18 protein-coding genes are annotated in these 15,894 nt (G+C 56.7%); 9 read left to right on the forward strand and 9 right to left on the reverse strand.

The genetic code is table 11. The features are described 5' to 3' along the window. Window positions 1-3: 3 nt before the first annotated feature. Window positions 4-801, reverse strand: coding sequence for a helix-turn-helix transcriptional regulator (locus K0H47_RS03410; RefSeq protein ID WP_219272022.1), 798 nt, complete (start codon window positions 799-801; stop codon window positions 4-6). Between the two features lie 195 nt (window positions 802-996). Here K0H47_RS03410 and K0H47_RS03415 point away from each other — a divergent pair, with 195 nt between their 5' ends. Genes K0H47_RS03415 through argE form a run of 4 tightly spaced genes read left to right on the forward strand, consistent with a single transcriptional unit; the run spans window position 997 to window position 4,594 of the window. Beyond that, window positions 997-2,328 carry a flavin-containing monooxygenase gene (locus tag K0H47_RS03415; protein WP_374106745.1) on the forward strand — a complete coding sequence of 444 codons (1,332 nt, stop codon included), beginning with the start codon at window positions 997-999 and terminating at the stop codon, window positions 2,326-2,328. A gap of 25 nt (window positions 2,329-2,353) precedes the next feature. Next, entirely contained in the window at window positions 2,354-2,764 is a 411-nt protein-coding gene (locus K0H47_RS03420; protein ID WP_063030874.1) for a RidA family protein, read from the forward strand. Window positions 2,765-2,774: 10 nt separating this feature from the next. After that, the gene (locus tag K0H47_RS03425) at window positions 2,775-3,452 is read left to right on the forward strand and encodes a DUF1028 domain-containing protein (RefSeq protein WP_093197759.1); all 678 of its coding nucleotides are present in this window, start codon (window positions 2,775-2,777) and stop codon (window positions 3,450-3,452) included. Then, entirely contained in the window at window positions 3,449-4,594 is a 1,146-nt protein-coding gene (gene argE / locus K0H47_RS03430) for an acetylornithine deacetylase (RefSeq protein WP_177026612.1), read from the forward strand. Before K0H47_RS03425 ends, argE begins: the two co-directional genes overlap by 4 nt. 132 nt (window positions 4,595-4,726) lie before the next feature. Here the strand turns inward: argE and K0H47_RS03435 are convergent, their stop codons facing one another. Further along, complete coding sequence (locus K0H47_RS03435) at window positions 4,727-5,638, reverse strand: LysR substrate-binding domain-containing protein (RefSeq protein WP_063030880.1); 912 nt, start codon at window positions 5,636-5,638, stop codon at window positions 4,727-4,729. Between the two features lie 251 nt (window positions 5,639-5,889). Between K0H47_RS03435 and K0H47_RS03440 the strand changes: the two genes are divergently transcribed. Beyond that, window positions 5,890-7,305 (forward strand): cytosine permease, encoded by a 1,416-nt coding sequence (locus K0H47_RS03440; protein ID WP_003210161.1) that lies wholly within the window; start codon window positions 5,890-5,892, stop codon window positions 7,303-7,305. Window positions 7,306-7,629: 324 nt separating this feature from the next. Here K0H47_RS03440 and K0H47_RS03445 read toward each other — a convergent pair whose 3' ends face one another. Beyond that, complete coding sequence (locus K0H47_RS03445) at window positions 7,630-8,727, reverse strand: hypothetical protein (protein ID WP_219271959.1); 1,098 nt, start codon at window positions 8,725-8,727, stop codon at window positions 7,630-7,632. Further along, a complete protein-coding gene (locus K0H47_RS03450) occupies window positions 8,724-10,283 on the reverse strand; it encodes an AAA family ATPase (protein WP_219271961.1) in 1,560 nt (519 codons plus the stop codon). Before K0H47_RS03450 ends, K0H47_RS03445 begins: the two co-directional genes overlap by 4 nt. Window positions 10,284-11,000: 717 nt before the next feature. On the opposite strand from K0H47_RS03450, the gene K0H47_RS03455 reads away from it, so the two are divergent. Continuing rightward, entirely contained in the window at window positions 11,001-11,294 is a 294-nt protein-coding gene (locus K0H47_RS03455) for a fructose-bisphosphate aldolase (protein ID WP_219271963.1), read from the forward strand. 1 nt (window position 11,295) lies between these two features. Here K0H47_RS03455 and K0H47_RS03460 read toward each other — a convergent pair whose 3' ends face one another. Next, complete coding sequence (locus K0H47_RS03460) at window positions 11,296-11,478, reverse strand: hypothetical protein (RefSeq protein ID WP_219271964.1); 183 nt, start codon at window positions 11,476-11,478, stop codon at window positions 11,296-11,298. A gap of 32 nt (window positions 11,479-11,510) precedes the next feature. Here K0H47_RS03460 and K0H47_RS03465 point away from each other — a divergent pair, with 32 nt between their 5' ends. Beyond that, window positions 11,511-12,002 carry a GNAT family N-acetyltransferase gene (locus tag K0H47_RS03465; RefSeq protein ID WP_093197767.1) on the forward strand — a complete coding sequence of 164 codons (492 nt, stop codon included), beginning with the start codon at window positions 11,511-11,513 and terminating at the stop codon, window positions 12,000-12,002. Continuing rightward, window positions 11,999-12,424 (forward strand): N-acetyltransferase, encoded by a 426-nt coding sequence (locus K0H47_RS03470; protein ID WP_093197772.1) that lies wholly within the window; start codon window positions 11,999-12,001, stop codon window positions 12,422-12,424. Before K0H47_RS03465 ends, K0H47_RS03470 begins: the two co-directional genes overlap by 4 nt. Before the next feature lie 10 nt (window positions 12,425-12,434). On the opposite strand, the gene K0H47_RS03475 is transcribed toward K0H47_RS03470, so the two are convergent. The 3 genes from K0H47_RS03475 to K0H47_RS03485 form a co-directional block, all read right to left on the reverse strand. After that, on the reverse strand, window positions 12,435-12,647 hold the full coding sequence (locus tag K0H47_RS03475; protein WP_177071395.1) for a hypothetical protein: 213 nt from the start codon (window positions 12,645-12,647) through the stop codon (window positions 12,435-12,437). Next, window positions 12,640-13,185 carry a hypothetical protein gene (locus tag K0H47_RS03480; RefSeq protein WP_219271966.1) on the reverse strand — a complete coding sequence of 182 codons (546 nt, stop codon included), beginning with the start codon at window positions 13,183-13,185 and terminating at the stop codon, window positions 12,640-12,642. The genes K0H47_RS03475 and K0H47_RS03480 overlap by 8 nt, the downstream gene beginning before the upstream one ends. 75 nt (window positions 13,186-13,260) lie before the next feature. Next, window positions 13,261-13,788: a GNAT family N-acetyltransferase gene (locus K0H47_RS03485; protein WP_219271968.1), complete on the reverse strand. Its 528-nt coding sequence runs from the start codon at window positions 13,786-13,788 to the stop codon at window positions 13,261-13,263. 119 nt (window positions 13,789-13,907) lie between these two features. On the opposite strand from K0H47_RS03485, the gene K0H47_RS03490 reads away from it, so the two are divergent. Next, window positions 13,908-14,588 (forward strand): class I SAM-dependent methyltransferase, encoded by a 681-nt coding sequence (locus K0H47_RS03490; RefSeq protein ID WP_219271970.1) that lies wholly within the window; start codon window positions 13,908-13,910, stop codon window positions 14,586-14,588. A 14-nt stretch (window positions 14,589-14,602) separates the two neighbouring features. Here the strand turns inward: K0H47_RS03490 and K0H47_RS03495 are convergent, their stop codons facing one another. Then, window positions 14,603-15,808 carry a YgcG family protein gene (locus K0H47_RS03495; protein ID WP_219271971.1) on the reverse strand — a complete coding sequence of 402 codons (1,206 nt, stop codon included), beginning with the start codon at window positions 15,806-15,808 and terminating at the stop codon, window positions 14,603-14,605. Between the last annotated feature and the right edge of the window lie 86 nt (window positions 15,809-15,894).

Here is a 15,894-nt window from a genome sequence, read left to right on the forward strand (position 1 = left end):
CGCTCAGCGGTGCTTGCTCATGTAGCTTTCGAGGGGGTCTTTGCTGAGGACACCCTGGGCTTCGGCCAACGAGTCGATAAACAAGGCAAACAGTTCTGATTGCGCGCCGATATCGAGCTTGGTGTAGATGTGTTTGCGGTGGGACTTGATGGTGTCTTCCGAGACGTCGAGGCGCTCGGCCAACGAGCGGGTGGAATGCCCACGCAGGATCAGTTGGGCGATCCGGCATTCACGCTCGGTCAATATCGACGAGCCGAAGTTGTTCAACGCCGAGTGAATGCGCTGCTCCAGCAGGTTCTCGAAACGCGCACCCTGGGCATCCAGGCCTACGAAATGCTTGCCCAGCACGGCCAGCACCCATGGGGCGATGCGCTTGAGTTGCTGGGTGATGGCGGCGTCGAGCTTTTGCGTAAAGGCCAGTGACACCGCCAGGCTCGAGCCGTTGCTCGACTGCAGGATGTAGTTCAGCTCATCTTCCAGGTGCGAGTGCCGGTAAAACGACTGGAAGTATTCGCTGAGTTCGAAGTGATCGGGGGCGACGTCGGCCAGGTCGTAACACCCGGAGCTGACGCCTTCCACGCAGGCCCCGTAAAACGGGTCGAGCAAATAGAACCCCGACAGGTACTGGCGCACATTGCCTTGTGGCAACCACGGCCCTTCCAGCTCGAACAACGCGCTGGGCATGCCACCTCGCGGGTAGAAATACAGCGTCGTGGCCTGAATCGGCTGGAGATAACCGAGGGCCTCGAATAAGGTCGCGGCGAACCCCGATTGCCCGATGCTGTCGGTCACCCGGGCCATCTGTTCGAACCATTGCGCAGAAGAAAGCCGGTCGTTTTCCACTTCAAACACTCGCTGAAAGAACTGCCAGGATGGTTACACACCCGCCCCATCCTCGAAATCACCCGATAGGGTGAGCCTGCATCCGATATTTATGCTCACTTCCCAGCTTAATAATATTTTATTAAAAACCGCCCTCCCCCTAGCCTTGAAGCCATGCCCAAGCTGAATCCAACTGCATTACGCAAGGACAGACACATGACTCAAGCAATAACAAAAATAGACACGCTGGTAGTGGGAGCCGGTCAGGCTGGCGTCGCCATGAGCGAGCACCTAAGCAAACAAGGCGTGCCGCACCTGGTGCTGGAGCGCAGCCGTATCGCCGAGCGCTGGCGCACCGGCCGCTGGGATTCGCTGGTCGCCAACGGCCCGGCCTGGCATGACCGTTTTCCGGGCCTGGCCTTCGATACTGTCGCCCCCGATGGCTTTGCGCCAAAAGAGCGCGTGGCAGACTACTTCGAAGCCTATGCACGCAAGTTCAATGCGCCGATTCGCACCGGCGTGGACGTGACCTCCGTGGTGCGCAATGTCGGTCGTCCAGGCTTTACCATCCACACCAGCGAAGGCGTGATCGAAGCCAACCGTGTGGTGGCGGCCACCGGGCCGTTTCAGAAGCCGGTGATTCCGGCGATTGCCCCTAAAGACACCGCGCTGCACCAGATCCACTCCGCCGACTACCGCAATCCTGCACAATTGCCGGCTGGCGCGGTGCTGGTGGTGGGGGCGGGTTCCTCCGGGGTGCAGATCGCCGATGAACTGCAACGCTCCGGGCGCCAGGTGTACCTGTCGGTCGGTGCCCACGACCGCCCACCACGTGCCTATCGCAACCGCGATTTCTGCTGGTGGCTGGGGGTGCTGGGCGAGTGGGACCAGGCCGCGATGAAGCCCGGCCGCGAACACGTGACCATCGCGGTGAGCGGCGCCCACGGCGGCAAGACCATCGATTTCCGCGAACTGGCCCAGCAAGGCATGACCCTGGTAGGCCTGACCCAATCCTTCGACGGTAGCGTCGCTCGCTTCCAACCTAATCTGGTGGAAAACCTGGCCCGCGGCGATGAGAACTACCTGGCCCTGCTGGATGCGGCGGATGCCTACATCGAACGCAACGGCCTGGACCTGCCGCTAGAGCCCGAAGCACGCCGCGTGTTTCCCGATGCCGAGTGCATCAAGCAGCCGATTCTGGAACTGGACCTGGCCAAGGCCGGCATCACCTCAATCATCTGGGCCACCGGCTTTGCCGTGGATTACAGCTGGCTGAAGGTCGATGCATTTGACGCCGCCGGCAAGCCGCAGCATCAGCGCGGCGTGGCCAGCGAGTCGGGCATCTACTTCCTTGGTTTGCCATGGCAGTCGCGCCGGGGCTCGTCGTTTATCTGGGGCGTGTGGCATGACGCCAAGTACGTGGCCGACCATATCGCCATCCAGCGTCAATACCTTGAATACCGCGAGCCCGCACCGGTTGTTCACACCTCACCTGTCAGCGCCTGATCACTTTTTTTCTGGAGTTTTTTTGATGCCTACTCACACTCGCATCCGCATGTTCAACACCAAGGAAACCTACCCGAACCAGAGCCTGGACAACGACCTGTGCCAGGCCGTACGCGCCGGCAACACGGTGTATGTACGGGGCCAGGTGGGCACTGATTTCGATGGCAACCTGATTGGCCTCGGCGACCCGCGCGCCCAGGCCGAGCAGGCCATGCGCAACGTCAAGCAACTGCTGGAAGAAGCCGGCAGCGACCTGAGCCACATCGTCAAGACCACCACCTACCTGATCGACCCGCGCTACCGCGAGCCGGTGTACCAGGAAGTCGGCAAGTGGCTCAAGGGCGTGTTCCCGATCTCCACCGGGTTGGTGGTTTCGGCCCTGGGCCAGCCACAGTGGTTGATGGAAATTGATGTGATCGCCGTCATTCCCGAATAAGGAGTCGCCCATGACCTTTTCAATCGTCGCCCGCTGCGCGGAAACCGGCCAGATGGGCATTGCCATCAGCTCATCGAGCATCGCCGTGGGCGCCCGTTGCCCGTGGCTGCGGCCCGGTGTGGGTGCGGTCTCGACCCAAAATATCACCCTGCCGGCCTTGGGCCCGGATGTACTCGACCTGCTGGAGCAAGGCCTGGCCCCTGCCGACGCGGTGGACAAGGCGCTCACCCGCAACGGCTACAGCCAATACCGGCAACTGACGGCGATTGATCACCTGGGGCGCACCGTGCATTTCAGCGGCAGCGAAACCCTCGGCACCCATAACGCGGTGTCGGGTGAACAGTGCGTCGCGGCCGGCAATATGCTCGCGGACCGCTCGGTGATACAGGCCATGGTCACCGCATTTGAACAGGGCGAAGGCCAACTCACCGATCGCCTGCTGGCCGCGATGCACGCAGCCATCGCCGCCGGTGGCGAAGCCGGCCCGGTGCATTCGGCAGCCGTGGTAGTGGTGGGTGAACTGACCTGGCCGATCATCAACCTGCGGGTGGATTGGGCCGATGAGAACCCGATTGGCGAACTGCAAAAGTTGTGGGACGCCTACCGCCCGCAGGTGCAGGACTACATCGACCGCGCCCTGGCCCCGGACCGCTCACCGGGCTACGGCGTGGCCGGAGACGACCGATGAGCAACAGCCGCGAATTGCTGCAGACGCTGGTGGGGTTTGATACCACCAGCCGCGAGTCCAACCTGCAATTGATCGAGTACATACGCGACTACCTGGCGGGTTTCGGTGTCGCCAGCGAGCTGATCTACAACGATGAACGCAGCAAAGCCAATCTGTTCGCCACCATCGGCCCGGCGCAGGTGCCCGGGATCGTGCTGTCGGGGCACACCGACGTGGTCCCGGTGGACGGGCAACCCTGGACACTGCCCGCATTTGCCCTGACCGAGCGCGACGGCAAGTTGTATGGCCGGGGCACGGCGGACATGAAGGGCTACATCGCCTGCGTGCTGGCGCTGGTGCCGTCGCTGGTGAACGCAGACCTGCGGATGCCGGTGCATATTGCGCTGTCCTACGACGAGGAAGTCGGCTGCCTTGGGGTGCGTTCGCTGCTCAAGGTGCTGGAGCAATGGTCGGTGAAACCGCTGCTGTGCATTATCGGCGAGCCTACCGAGTTGAAGCCGGTGCTGGGCCATAAAGGCAAGCTCGCCATGCGCTGCGAAGTGCATGGTGAGGCGTGCCATTCGGCGTATGCGCCTCAGGGCGTGAATGCGATCGAGTATGCGGCGGAGTTGATTGGTGAGCTGGGGCGGATTGGCCAACGCCTCAAGGTGCATCAGGACGAGCGCTTTGACCCGCCGTTCAGCACCGTGCAAACCGGGGTGATTTCCGGGGGCAAGGCGCTGAATATCGTCCCGGCGGATTGCCGCTTCGACTTTGAAGTGCGCGCCCTGCCGTCGATGGACCCGGGTGAAGTGGCCGAGGAGCTGCAAACCTATGCGATGCAGCAGGTGTTGCCGCGCATGCAAGCGGTGAGCCGGCAGAGTGCGATTCGCTTCAGTGAATTGTCGGCGTACCCGGGGCTGGCCACCGACCAGCGCAGCCAGGCGGCGGAGCTGATTGCGGCGTTTTGCGGCTCGCGGGAATTTGGCACCGTGGCGTTCGGAACTGAGGGTGGGTTGTTTGATGCGGCGGGCATTCCCACCGTGGTGTGCGGGCCCGGGAGCATGGACCAGGGGCATAAGCCGGATGAGTTTGTGAGTGTGGAGCAACTGAAGGGTTGCGATGAAATGCTGCAGCGAATGTTGCTTTCGATCCGTACCTGATTCCCCAAGCAGTACAAATCAACTGTGGGAGCCGGGCTTGCCCGCGATGGCGGTGGATCAGTTGGCCTATTTGCTGGCTGACACACCGCCATCGCGGGCAAGCCCGGCTCCCACATTTTTTTGCTCTGTGTTTTACCCAAGTAACCGCGCCAGCTCTTCCCGGCAATACTCCACAAACAACTGCACCGGCTTGGTCAACGGCGCCCGCCGCAACCACACCGCCGACAACCCCGACCCCGTCACCGTCTCCGCCAACGGCACACACACCAGCTTCTGCCCGTCATAGGAATACGGCGAAAACGGCTTGGTCACCAGAATCGAAAAGCCAAACCCGCGCCCCACCATCCCGCGCACCATCTCGATCGACGGCGAACTGAAGACAATATTCGGCGTCAGTCCACGCTCTTCAAAGATGCTCACGAAGTACGTCCGGCTCGGAAGCACATCCAGCAGAATCATCGGCTCCAGCACCAAATCCGCCAGTGACACCTTGGCCTGCTGCGCAAACCGGTGATCCGCCGGTAACAACGCATAGGGTTGCTGCGGCGGCATCAGCGGTGTGGTCTCGATGGCGCTGCCCAGGTCATGCTCAAACAGCATCGCCACGTCGATACTGCCGGCGGTCAGCGCCTGCACCAGCTCCTGCTGTTCGCCGTCCCGCAGGCGGATTTCCACCCCCGGCCAGCGCTGCTTGAAGCCTGCAATCAAACGCGGCAAATACAGCGGCGCCACCGTCTCGAAGCAGCCGATATCGATCTGCCCCGCCACCACGTCGTTGTCTGCCAGCGCGTTCTGCTCGAATTCATGGGCTACCCGCAGCAGCTCCAGGGCCTTGCGATAGAACCGTGCACCACTGGGCGTCAGCGACACCCCTTGGGCGTGATGGCGGATAAACAACTGCACGCCAAAGCTGTCTTCCAGCTGCTTGATGGCCGTCGACACCGACGGTTGCGCGATATAGAGCTTGCGCGAGGCCTCTGCCACGCTGCCGCACTCGGCGGTGGTTACAAAATATTTGAGCTGGCGCAGGTTATAGGCAGCCATCGGGACCTCCAGAAACGTGGGAATTCGCCCCAAACAAGTGCAAGAAAAAGCCGCTTTTTTTGACGATTCAAGTCCATGCAACATACCGGAGCGAAAATCGCCGCGAGATATTATTTTTAAGGTCTATAGCAACAAACTTACTAATTTACCTACCCGTGACCATTGCACATGATCACTCCAACAACAAAAGCGACGCACACGCGCCGCCCAGCGAAGTACGTCAACGTACTCACCTTGCCTTGGAGCTCGTCATGGTTACCACTGCAACATCCTCCGCCCCGCTTATCGAAAAACACACGATTGGATACGTGCCCCCGGAAGATCGCCACGGAAAGGTAAGAGACTTGTTCACCCTGTGGTTCGGCGGCAACATCGCGCCGTTGCCCATCGTCACCGGCGCGCTGGCCGTGCAACTGTTCGGCTTGAACCTGGTGTGGGGCATCATCGCCATCCTCGTCGGCCACCTCGTCGGCGGCGTGCTGATGGCATTGCACTCGGCCCAAGGCCCACAAATGGGCATCCCGCAAATGATCCAGAGCCGCGCCCAGTTCGGCTCCCTCGGCGCACTGCTGGTGGTGGTGATCGCCGGCGTGATGTACATCGGCTTCTTCGCCTCCAACATCGTACTGGCGGGCAAATCCCTGCACGGCGTCGTCGACGCGATCCCGGTGCCAGTGGGCATCGTCATCGGCGCCATCGGCTCGGGGATCATCGGCATCATCGGCTACCGCTTCATCCACGTGCTCAACCGCATCGGCACCTGGGTGCTGGGCGCGGGCATCGTGCTGGGTTTCGGCTACATCTTCACCCATGTGCAGACGGCCGACTTCCTGACGCGCGGCAACTTCAACATCTCCGGCTGGCTGGCCACCGTGTCGCTGGCCGCGCTGTGGCAGATCGCGTTTGCGCCGTATGTGTCTGACTACTCCCGCTACCTGCCGGCGGACGTGCCGGTGGCGTCGACCTTCTGGACCACCTATCTGGGCACCGTGCTCGGTTCCAGCCTGTCGTTCATCTTTGGTGCGGTTGCGGTACTCGCCACGCCGGTGGGCATGGACACCATGGACGCGGTCAAACTGGCGACCGGCTCCATTGGCCCGCTGATGCTGTTGCTGTTCCTGCTCAGCGTGATCAGCCATAACGCACTCAACCTGTACGGCGCGGTGCTGTCGTTGATCACCCTGGTACAGACCTTTGCCTACCGCTGGATCCCGACCGCCAAGGCGCGCGCCGTGATCTCGGTGCTGGTGTTGGCCGCGTGTTCGATTGCGGCGGTGTTTGCGTCGAAGGATTTTATCGGGCACTTCGTGGACATGGTGCTGGTGCTGCTGGTGGTACTGGTGCCGTGGACGGCGATCAACCTGATCGACTTCTATGCGATTCATAAGGGCAAGTACGACATCGGTTCGATCTTTCGGGTCGACGGCGGGATTTACGGGCGGTACAACCCTCAGGCGCTGGTGGCCTATGCGGTGGGGATTGTGGTGCAGATTCCGTTTATGAATACGCCGCTGTATGTCGGGCCGATTTCGGCACACATCAACGGAGCGGATTTGTCCTGGTTGGTGGGGTTGGTGGTGACGTCGCCGTTGTATTTCTGGTTGGCGAGTCGGGACAGTGCGTATAAGCGCCGGTTGGAAGGGGGGAAGTTGGTGGGTGGGGTTTGATTAAAATCCTGCTCTCTTGAAGAAGACGCCTTAGCGCCATACACGTAATGGCGCTAACTTTTACAAAAAATGCCAAGCTCCTACCCATTCCAAGAAAAGGTGAGCGTCCTCAATGTCACTAACACCCTCAGGATAAAGTTTTCAATTCTAAGCTCTCCATTATAATTTATCTTACTGACTGGCCTAAAAACCTATCATAAAACCTTACAAACCCAAACAAAATAAAAAGCCTCATAGATACATAAACCTGCTCAGCAAATAACAGCACACCCAAAATTTAACTAAGGCCAGCCAACAAGAACTACTAAACATTCATTTACCAAGCTATGCTGTCGCGGTGTGAGCCGTAGAAGCACAACACCACCCCAAAATTTCCTCGGCAATATTTTCCCAGGCGACTCTAATATCCGGAAGTAACTGCTGCCTTTCAATCACTGCCGCTTTAATAAGCGGAAGCGCAGCTCCTAAGGGTGAGCCGGAAAGCAATGGCAACTTATACTCGTTACAACTAGACTTACGGCCACAGCTAGGTCTATCCACGACACAACCAACCTCAACAGCCGCTAGTTCACTCGACCAATAAACAGAAAAAGCACTACCCCCGTAAAGCTCAAAGCAAGATATATTTTTTTTAAGCTGCAAATATTTCCAGTGACCCTCACGATAATGAGCTCTATACACCTCTAGTTTTTCTGAATAATTTGGATCATCACGCCAAGCCTGTTCAAAAAAGTAAAATGGTATCAAATTTTCAATTGAGCAAGCGCCAATCACATGGTAGTTCGCGCGAACAACAGGTGCAATCAGATCACTCTTTATAACCTTCTTTGCGGTTTCGCCCGGACCTAATAATGGTGCTCGAATATCACTATCAACGATACATAGACACAACCTCGAAGTATTAGCCTTCAGGTTATCATACGCCTCAGCAGTAGTATTCCCACCTCCAGGATACCCTTCTAGCGCGAGAGAAACACCACTAAAATTTGTATCAATCAAAACAGCGTTAGTAATCCACCTGTAAAAATCTGCGTCTGTAAGATTCTCCACTAAAATTAATGACTTTTGCAGCAAGTTGCTATTTACCAGCCCTAACGGGTATTCAATTCGTCTAACACCCTCAACAACACTAACCTGTGGCAGTTCAAAATCACCTATTAAAGCTTTAAGCTTAACCCCATACGCCAAGCTTCCAATTCTTGGGTATTGATTAATCACTTTAAGAAGCAAGGACCTGGCTGATCCATCACGCCCCTCAAGCATACCAATTAGGCCGTCTGCGACATCGAGTTCAGCAAAGACAAGATGACTACCCTCTCGCTGCGCGACGGATAGCAACTCCAAAACCGAAACTACTATTTCAAGATTATCCCTACCCTCTGCCGCGAACTGTACAAGGGAATTATCTAATTGAAAAATCATAAGTTATCCGGCTCAAAAAAGCCATATGGCCAATTTTCAAGAAAACCACGACTAGAGTAACTAGCATGCCTTATATTGGTTCCTTCCGAATAGCCTTTCCTTTCAAATATCAAGACAGAGACATCTTCACTACTGAATTTTGACTTCGCTATAAGATAACCAAGCCTGTTAACCAGATACTCACTATGAGTTTCTATGACCAACTTCAGCTCCACACCAATTGAGCGAGCCGCGGTGACAGAATTAACAAATACATCAGCCAAACTAGCCTGCAATTTTGGATGCAAGTGCAACTCAGGCTGCTCAATCGAAAAAATCAATGGAATATTTAGTTTGCTACTTTTAGATTCTGTCTTCGCATGTTGCACCACCCACAACTGCGCGAGTATTGGGAACATTTGAGAAAACCCAAACCCGGTATCTGCAATATTCACCATTACAGATTGCTTATCTTGAGACTTAATAAACAAAGATAAATGACCACCACTTTCCTCCACGAAAATAGATACTCCGAAAAAACTTTCACACCAATCTGAAAAGCTATTACGATCCTTCGGGGACATATTATCAAGGAAAAGAGCGAAATTTGCGCCTTGCGCATCTAACTCATCAACGGCAAGTCCCTGCTTTCGATAGTATCGTTCTGCACTTGCTCTCAATGGTGTAATGTATTTGGCGCTCTCCAAGACTTCCAATGTATAGTCCGATGCCATATTTACAAAATCTAAAAAACGATAACCAAGAAGTAAATTTTTAAGCTCGATAAAACCCTTAGATTCTTCCGTCCATGTCCAACAGTGTTTTCGCCATTTTGTATCGCCAATATAGTGATTCTTAACAAGCCTAAATGCGGAAAACGGAAATCTAGTTAGTGTGTATAGCAGCGAATCCCGCTTTTGCTCCCCAGTTCTCCCATGGACACGAGCATCAATAAACTCTCTCAACGCCTTAGTGAAATCTCGAAAGTCTGAGGAACCATCAAAATCCTCAAATACGTCAGTTGAATTTTTTCGCGTAAAAGTCGGCACAGGGCCTTTCCAAACTTTGGCCGACAAGCTATTTACAACTAAATTAAGGTAATCAACACCATTAATTTCGAAGCTAACAAACTCTCCGACCCTAGAGAGCGCAAAAGAAAAATTCTCATTTTCGATATCAATTAAATATTCAAACGCAGCCGCACCATCCTTAGGGTGTAATCTTTCAGTTATTGAGATGGAGCACGGGATATTTTCTACACTTTCCTTACTTGATACTGTTGTTCTTCTCAACAACACCGAACTTGAAGGCATTTCAAAATCATAAGAAAAAGAAAGACACCCTTCATCTGAAAAATTTGATACCGTCTCACTAATACCGCCAAAATCAACTAAGTCTCCGACCCAAAGAAAAGGCTCTCGCGCACGGACGCCAATACCCTGTTTGAGGAGAGCAAGCGACCTTAAAAAGGTACTCTTACCCGAACTATTCTGGCCCAGAAGTATAGTAACTGGCTTTATCTCAATCTTACCGGTATCTTTAAGACTTCGAAAATTTTTAAGACGAATAGTTTTCAAACTAAAGCCCCTCTGTATATAATAAACACCAAGTACAATTTACACACCCCACTAACAACACACCTAAAGCAACGCCCGGTAAATCAGCTCAAAAAAGTCATGAATTTATCATCCAACTACAATTTTAAACTCCCCCGACAAAACGCGAAAACTTACTACAATTCCATCCGCTCCGACCTTACCAGCCTAAACCACAACTAAAAGCGCGAGCAAAACAAACAAACCCATTTCAGCATGAGTAACATTGAGCTGATCAACTCGCTAAAAATCATGATTTGATGTTACCACTTAGGCACACGCGCCCCGCAGACCGATCATTTTTTGTAATAGAGCACAGGAAGCCATCAAAGCGCCAGCATTTGGAAAAATTATTACTCTCGCTGATTTACAATAGAGCATCTGCTTTGAGTAGTGGTACTGGCTGAAAATTCTACGTTAGTCGCGTTGCAGTCCTGAAAACTTGCGCTTATAGTCCCTCGCCGCCGACATTGGTCAGCGACAGGGTTTCGCAGCCCTAAAACGATTCACACCGACACCGTCAGACATGACCCAGCCGCCCCGCGGCTGCCGATTGTTTTATGGCGGCTGTGCGTGGGAGACCTTCGGGTCTGCCGGGTTTTGGTGTAAATCGTCCGGTCTGCGAACCCGCGCACAGCTGCCACCCAATCTGTTTCGCAGCAGAACGGTGGTATTTCTTCTTTCTTGAGGATTTACACCATGACTACTCAACATCCGCCCCACCGCTTCACCCCCATGTCCCAAACCGCGACCGAATCCCCCGTCCTGCTCATCGACAGCGACGCACCTCTCTGCGATCTCCACGCCTGCATCAGCGAACGCCTCAACGCAGCCCTCAAATACCTGCACCTGATGGCCTGTTCCAACGTGTCTGATTACGGCGAACAAGACATCAATACCGTCGCCGAAACCGCTCGAATCCTGGTCCAGGATGTGGCGGATGTGTTTGGGGTGATTGAGCGGCGTGGGATGCATGCACCTGTAGCCCGCTGATTTATTTCCAGCGTTGAGAAAACCCGCATTGGCGGGTTTTCCAGTTATAGGGCTTGGCGAGTCTGGGTGGTGTCAGGGAGGCCGCCATCGCGGCCTCGCTGAAGCTCGACGGCTCCCACAGGGGGGCGGGGGTGTGGTGGGTTTTGTGTTCGGCGGTGTTGTCGGGGTGTTCTTTCTTTATCATGGGGGCCGTCGTTCAATTTCTCCGGTAACCCAATGCCCGCCCTCACCTTCCGTAACGCCAACCCCGCCGACGCCAACCGTTGCTACGAGATCGAAATCTCGGCCTACGAAGGCGACGAAGCCGCCACCCTGGAAAAGATCGCCACGCGCATCGCGCTGTACCCGCAAGGCTTTCTGATTCTGGAGGCGGATGGTGTTGTGGTCGGTTTCATCAACTGCGGTTGCGCCGATGAAGTGGTGATGTCGGATGAGGCCTTCAAGGAGTTGGTCGGGCATTCAGCCGATGCGCCGAATGTGGTGATCATGTCGGTGGTGGTTGACCCGGCTCATCAGGGCAAGGGTTATTCGACGCAGTTGATGGAGACGTTTATCCAGCGCATGCAGGCGATGGGCAAGAAGACCATTCACCTGATGTGCAAGGAACGCCACGTGGAGCTGTATAAGCGCATGGGCTATCGCTATGTGCAGCCGTCGGCGTCGGACCATGGCGGGATGGCGTGGCATGAGATGGTGATGGATCTATGAAGCCGCATCTGATTGAGGTCGGCGACCAGCCAGACGCCAAAGCCGAGCAGCTCCTGGGCAGCGGCCTCGCCGCCTTCAACGAGCACGTCACCGGGTCCAATGACCGACGTCCGTTGACGGTGCTGATCAAGCATCCCGACACCGGTGAAACCCTCGGCGGCATCACCGGCAAAACCAGCCTCGGCATGGCCTTTCTCGACCTGTTTCATCTGCCCGAGGCCCTGCGTGGCTCAGGCCTGGGCACAACGCTGCTGAAAGCATTCGAAGACGAAGCCCGTCACCGTGGCTGCCGCTCGGCGATGCTGTACACCCTCAGTTTCCAGGCCCCGGAGTTTTACGAGAAGAATGGCTGGGTGCGGTTTGGTGAAATCCCTTGCGACCCGGAAGGCAGCAGCCGGGTGTTCCTGAGCAAAATGCTCTGAGGAACTTACTTCACTCGACGTCGAACATACGCTCAATCAGCTTTATCGCCTGACGCCCATCCGCCGCATACAACCCAGCCAGCGCTTGTTGATCCGAAAGCCGGTGCAAGTTGAAGTGGTTGTAGAACGCTTGGCCGGTGCGCTGCGGTTCAAAATGACTCGCCTCAAGAAGGCGCAGGAACTCCAGATAAGCCAGCTTCTCCAGTGCGAGGCGCTCAGCCATCACCCTGTCCTTCCAACGGGAAAATGACTTCCTGAGTGTCCAGGTTCTTGATCGTCGAGTACGTGCGGTACTCCACGCTGTAGGCACCCGGGTAGCCCTTGGTGCTGGCGGTCATGCGGAAGGTCACGACATACCGCTGGCCCCCGGCAAACACCACATCATCGGCGCCTTTGTTGCAGAAGGCGCCGCCGGTGCCCAAGGCGTTCATCGACACGTTGCACCAGCGCAATGAATGCTTGCCCGGAGCCAACTTGAGCGCCTGTTCACCGGACACATCAAGGATTGAACGTCGACCGGCGCCCGGGAGCGCAACGCCGTCTACTTCCGTGGCCAACACCAAGCGGTGAAACGGCACGCCCAGTTCACGTACCCGGAACGTTTCGAAGTACACCAGCGCTGCATTCGGGTGGTTGTCGGAGAGGTCGACCGGTTGCATTTTTTCCGGGGCCCAATCGCCTTGGTAGTTCTTGTAGTGGTAGTTGGAACAGGCGCCGAGCAGCGGGAATACACAGGCAACGGCGAGCTTTAACACTTTCATCGGATAAACGGTCCTTGTGAGCGATGACATCATATCGACATCATTTCGATTTTCTTAAGTGCAATTGCTCACGCGTTAAGACTGAAGTCTTTTACCAAACAGCCGATTTTCATGGCTCTCATTCTGAAACGTGTAAGTCGGCGCCCCCAGCAGCTCATAACCACGACGCGGATAAAAACCCAGCGCCCGTTCGTTGCCGACCCACACCGTCGCCCACAGCAACGATGCCCCACCCTGCCCCACACGCTGTTCAGCCGCTTGCAGCAAACGGTAGCCGAGGCCCAGGCCGGTAAACCGTTCCTGGATGTAGAGCCGCTGCAACTCCGCGGCTTTCGGTGTTGAGATCAGCGCATGGCCGGTGTCCATCGCCACCTGGGCAAACCCCACCAGATGCCCATTGGATTCAGCGACGATAATCGCCGTGCCCGGCTGGGCGATCAGCGCGGAAATCGTCTGGGGCGAAAACGCTTGCAGCGCCTCGGCAGCGATTGAGTCGCGAATGCCTTCTGTGGCGTAGGTATCGAGAAAAACCTGCATGCCCAGCACGCCAATGCATAACGCGTCTTCAGGCCGTGCATCGCGGATAAGAATGTCGGGGAGCATTCGAGGGGTACTCTCAAAATCAGCAAAGGCAACGTTTTAACACAACTGCACATCTCTTCAATTGCCAGCCCGGATTTGCCCCAGTAGGGTTATCGCTTCCCCCGCCAACAGGAACCACCATGACCTGGTTTTCAGACCCCGCCGCTGTTGCCCGCTACGCCGAAGGCCCGGTGAGGCTGGTGCCGGGTTTCGAGTCCCTGCAGCGCATGAGCACACTGCTGTTGCGCGAAACGGTCCCAGCCACCGGCAAGGTATTGGTACTCGGTGCAGGCGGCGGGCTGGAGTTGAAGAAGTTTGCCGACAGCCAGCCCGAGTGGCAGTTTGTGGGGGTGGACCCGTCTGCCGAGATGCTGAAGCTGGCCGAGGCCACCTTGGGTCCGCTGATGGCCCGGGTGCAGTTGCATGAAGGCTATATCGATACCGCGCCCGAGGGGCCGTTCGATGCCGCCACGTCCTTGCTGACCTTGCACTTCATCCCGGCCGAAGACCGTCTGCAAACCCTAAAAGAACTGTGGCGGCGCTTGTCGCCAGGCGCGCCTTTGATTGCGGCGCATCACAGCTTCCCCCAATCCTCGCCAGAGGAAAAAGCGCGCTGGCTGAAGCGTTATTCAGCCTATGCGGTGGATTCCGGCGTGCCGCCTGAAGATGCGCAGCGGGCGATTGCCGCGATCAGCAGCCACTTGCCGGTGCTGTCGCCCGAGGACGATGAAGCGCTGCTACGGGAGGCAGGCTTTGAAGGTGTGGAACTGTTCTACGCGGGCTTCAGTTTCAAGGGCTGGATTGCCTACAAGCCCGCCTAGCTTCCGGGGGAGTCTTACCAACTCCCCGACGCGCCACCCCCACCGCTGGAACCGCCACCCCCCGATGAGCTGCTGCTGGAACTGGAGCTCGAACCGGAGGAGCTGGAGCCCCCACCAGACCCCGATCCCGACCCGCCGCTGATACCATGAGCAAAGATGAACAGCGCCGCGAACGAAGCGAATGGAAACGCCAGCAGCCATCCCGTGGCGCCCTTATCAATCAATGCCCCAGCGACCCCGTACACCACCAGCACCGCCACCAGCCGCGCGATAAAGCCGCCCTGGCTCTCTTTCCACATGCTTTTCATCACCAGGAACAGGCCGAAGTACAGGCCCAGGATCAGCAGCCCGGCCATGGGATAAGCCAGCCAGTGGATCAGCGACAGGTCGCCAACAAAGTGATCGGTCAGCAGCACCCCGGCGATATAAATCAACAGCCCCAGCACGGCATAAAACGCCGCCCTCGCCTGCCACAACGCGCCAAACGTGGCACCGCCAATCAACATGCACAGGGGCAGCAACAGCAAATAGACCGGCCAGTCTTTGCCGCCTGCAACCGTTACCAGCGCCACAGTGACAACGACCACCGCCATCAGGGCCCGACGCCAAGGGAGTTTTTCAGCCCCCATCAATACCCCGACCACCCCGCCAAACATAAACGCCAGGAGCACCGCATAAGCCTCAGGCGGAAAACCGGCCTTGGCCACCTCGGGCAAATTGCCGCCGTCCACCAACAGCGTCAGGTCGTCCACCGCCTGCTGCACGCCGCCGGCGTAATCGCCCTGGCGAAACGCCGGGGTGATGTGTTCCTCGATGATGCGGTGGGCCAGCAGGTCGGTGACCACGCCCTCCAGGCCGTAACCGACTTCGATCCGAACCTTGCGATCGTCCTTCGCCACCAGCAGCAGGATGCCGTCGTTGACGTCCTTGCGCCCCAGTTTCCAGGCACGGAACAGTTGGTTGGCGAAGTCCTCGATGCCCACGCCCTGGGTGCTCGGCAGCAGCATCACAGCCACCTGTGCGCCTTTGCGTTGTTCCAGGCCGGCGAGTTGCGCTGTCATGCGCGATTGAGTGGCGGCGTCGAGGGTGTGGGTCAGGTCGATCACGCGCTGGTCCAGCGCAACCGTGACCGGCGCCGGGGGAACGGTATCGGCCCACACCTGCGAGCCGGAAACGATCAGTAGCAAGCCCAAGACACATTGCCGTAGGAACACCATCATGTTTTGTTACCTGAAGTTTCATCCTGAATCGGCCGACTTTACCCTATCGACGCTGTAAACAGGTGACCCGAAGCCACCGACTATCT

Origin of the sequence: Pseudomonas sp. Xaverov 83 (assembly GCF_019352905.1) — a bacterium.
In the GTDB taxonomy this organism is placed as follows: domain Bacteria; phylum Pseudomonadota; class Gammaproteobacteria; order Pseudomonadales; family Pseudomonadaceae; genus Aquipseudomonas; species Aquipseudomonas yamanorum.

Coding starts and splice junctions, on each gene's coding strand:
- K0H47_RS03410 (WP_219272022.1), bottom strand. CDS start 801: ATGGCCCGGGTGACCGACAGCATCGGGCAATCGGGGTTCGCCGCGACC.
- K0H47_RS03415 (WP_374106745.1), top strand. CDS start 997: ATGCCCAAGCTGAATCCAACTGCATTACGCAAGGACAGACACATGACT.
- K0H47_RS03420 (WP_063030874.1), top strand. CDS start 2,354: ATGCCTACTCACACTCGCATCCGCATGTTCAACACCAAGGAAACCTAC.
- K0H47_RS03425 (WP_093197759.1), top strand. CDS start 2,775: ATGACCTTTTCAATCGTCGCCCGCTGCGCGGAAACCGGCCAGATGGGC.
- argE (WP_177026612.1), top strand. CDS start 3,449: ATGAGCAACAGCCGCGAATTGCTGCAGACGCTGGTGGGGTTTGATACC.
- K0H47_RS03435 (WP_063030880.1), bottom strand. CDS start 5,638: ATGGCTGCCTATAACCTGCGCCAGCTCAAATATTTTGTAACCACCGCC.
- K0H47_RS03440 (WP_003210161.1), top strand. CDS start 5,890: ATGGTTACCACTGCAACATCCTCCGCCCCGCTTATCGAAAAACACACG.
- K0H47_RS03445 (WP_219271959.1), bottom strand. CDS start 8,727: ATGATTTTTCAATTAGATAATTCCCTTGTACAGTTCGCGGCAGAGGGT.
- K0H47_RS03455 (WP_219271963.1), top strand. CDS start 11,001: ATGACTACTCAACATCCGCCCCACCGCTTCACCCCCATGTCCCAAACC.
- K0H47_RS03460 (WP_219271964.1), bottom strand. CDS start 11,478: ATGATAAAGAAAGAACACCCCGACAACACCGCCGAACACAAAACCCAC.
- K0H47_RS03465 (WP_093197767.1), top strand. CDS start 11,511: ATGCCCGCCCTCACCTTCCGTAACGCCAACCCCGCCGACGCCAACCGT.
- K0H47_RS03470 (WP_093197772.1), top strand. CDS start 11,999: ATGAAGCCGCATCTGATTGAGGTCGGCGACCAGCCAGACGCCAAAGCC.
- K0H47_RS03475 (WP_177071395.1), bottom strand. CDS start 12,647: ATGGCTGAGCGCCTCGCACTGGAGAAGCTGGCTTATCTGGAGTTCCTG.
- K0H47_RS03480 (WP_219271966.1), bottom strand. CDS start 13,185: ATGAAAGTGTTAAAGCTCGCCGTTGCCTGTGTATTCCCGCTGCTCGGC.
- K0H47_RS03485 (WP_219271968.1), bottom strand. CDS start 13,788: ATGCTCCCCGACATTCTTATCCGCGATGCACGGCCTGAAGACGCGTTA.
- K0H47_RS03490 (WP_219271970.1), top strand. CDS start 13,908: ATGACCTGGTTTTCAGACCCCGCCGCTGTTGCCCGCTACGCCGAAGGC.
- K0H47_RS03495 (WP_219271971.1), bottom strand. CDS start 15,808: ATGATGGTGTTCCTACGGCAATGTGTCTTGGGCTTGCTACTGATCGTT.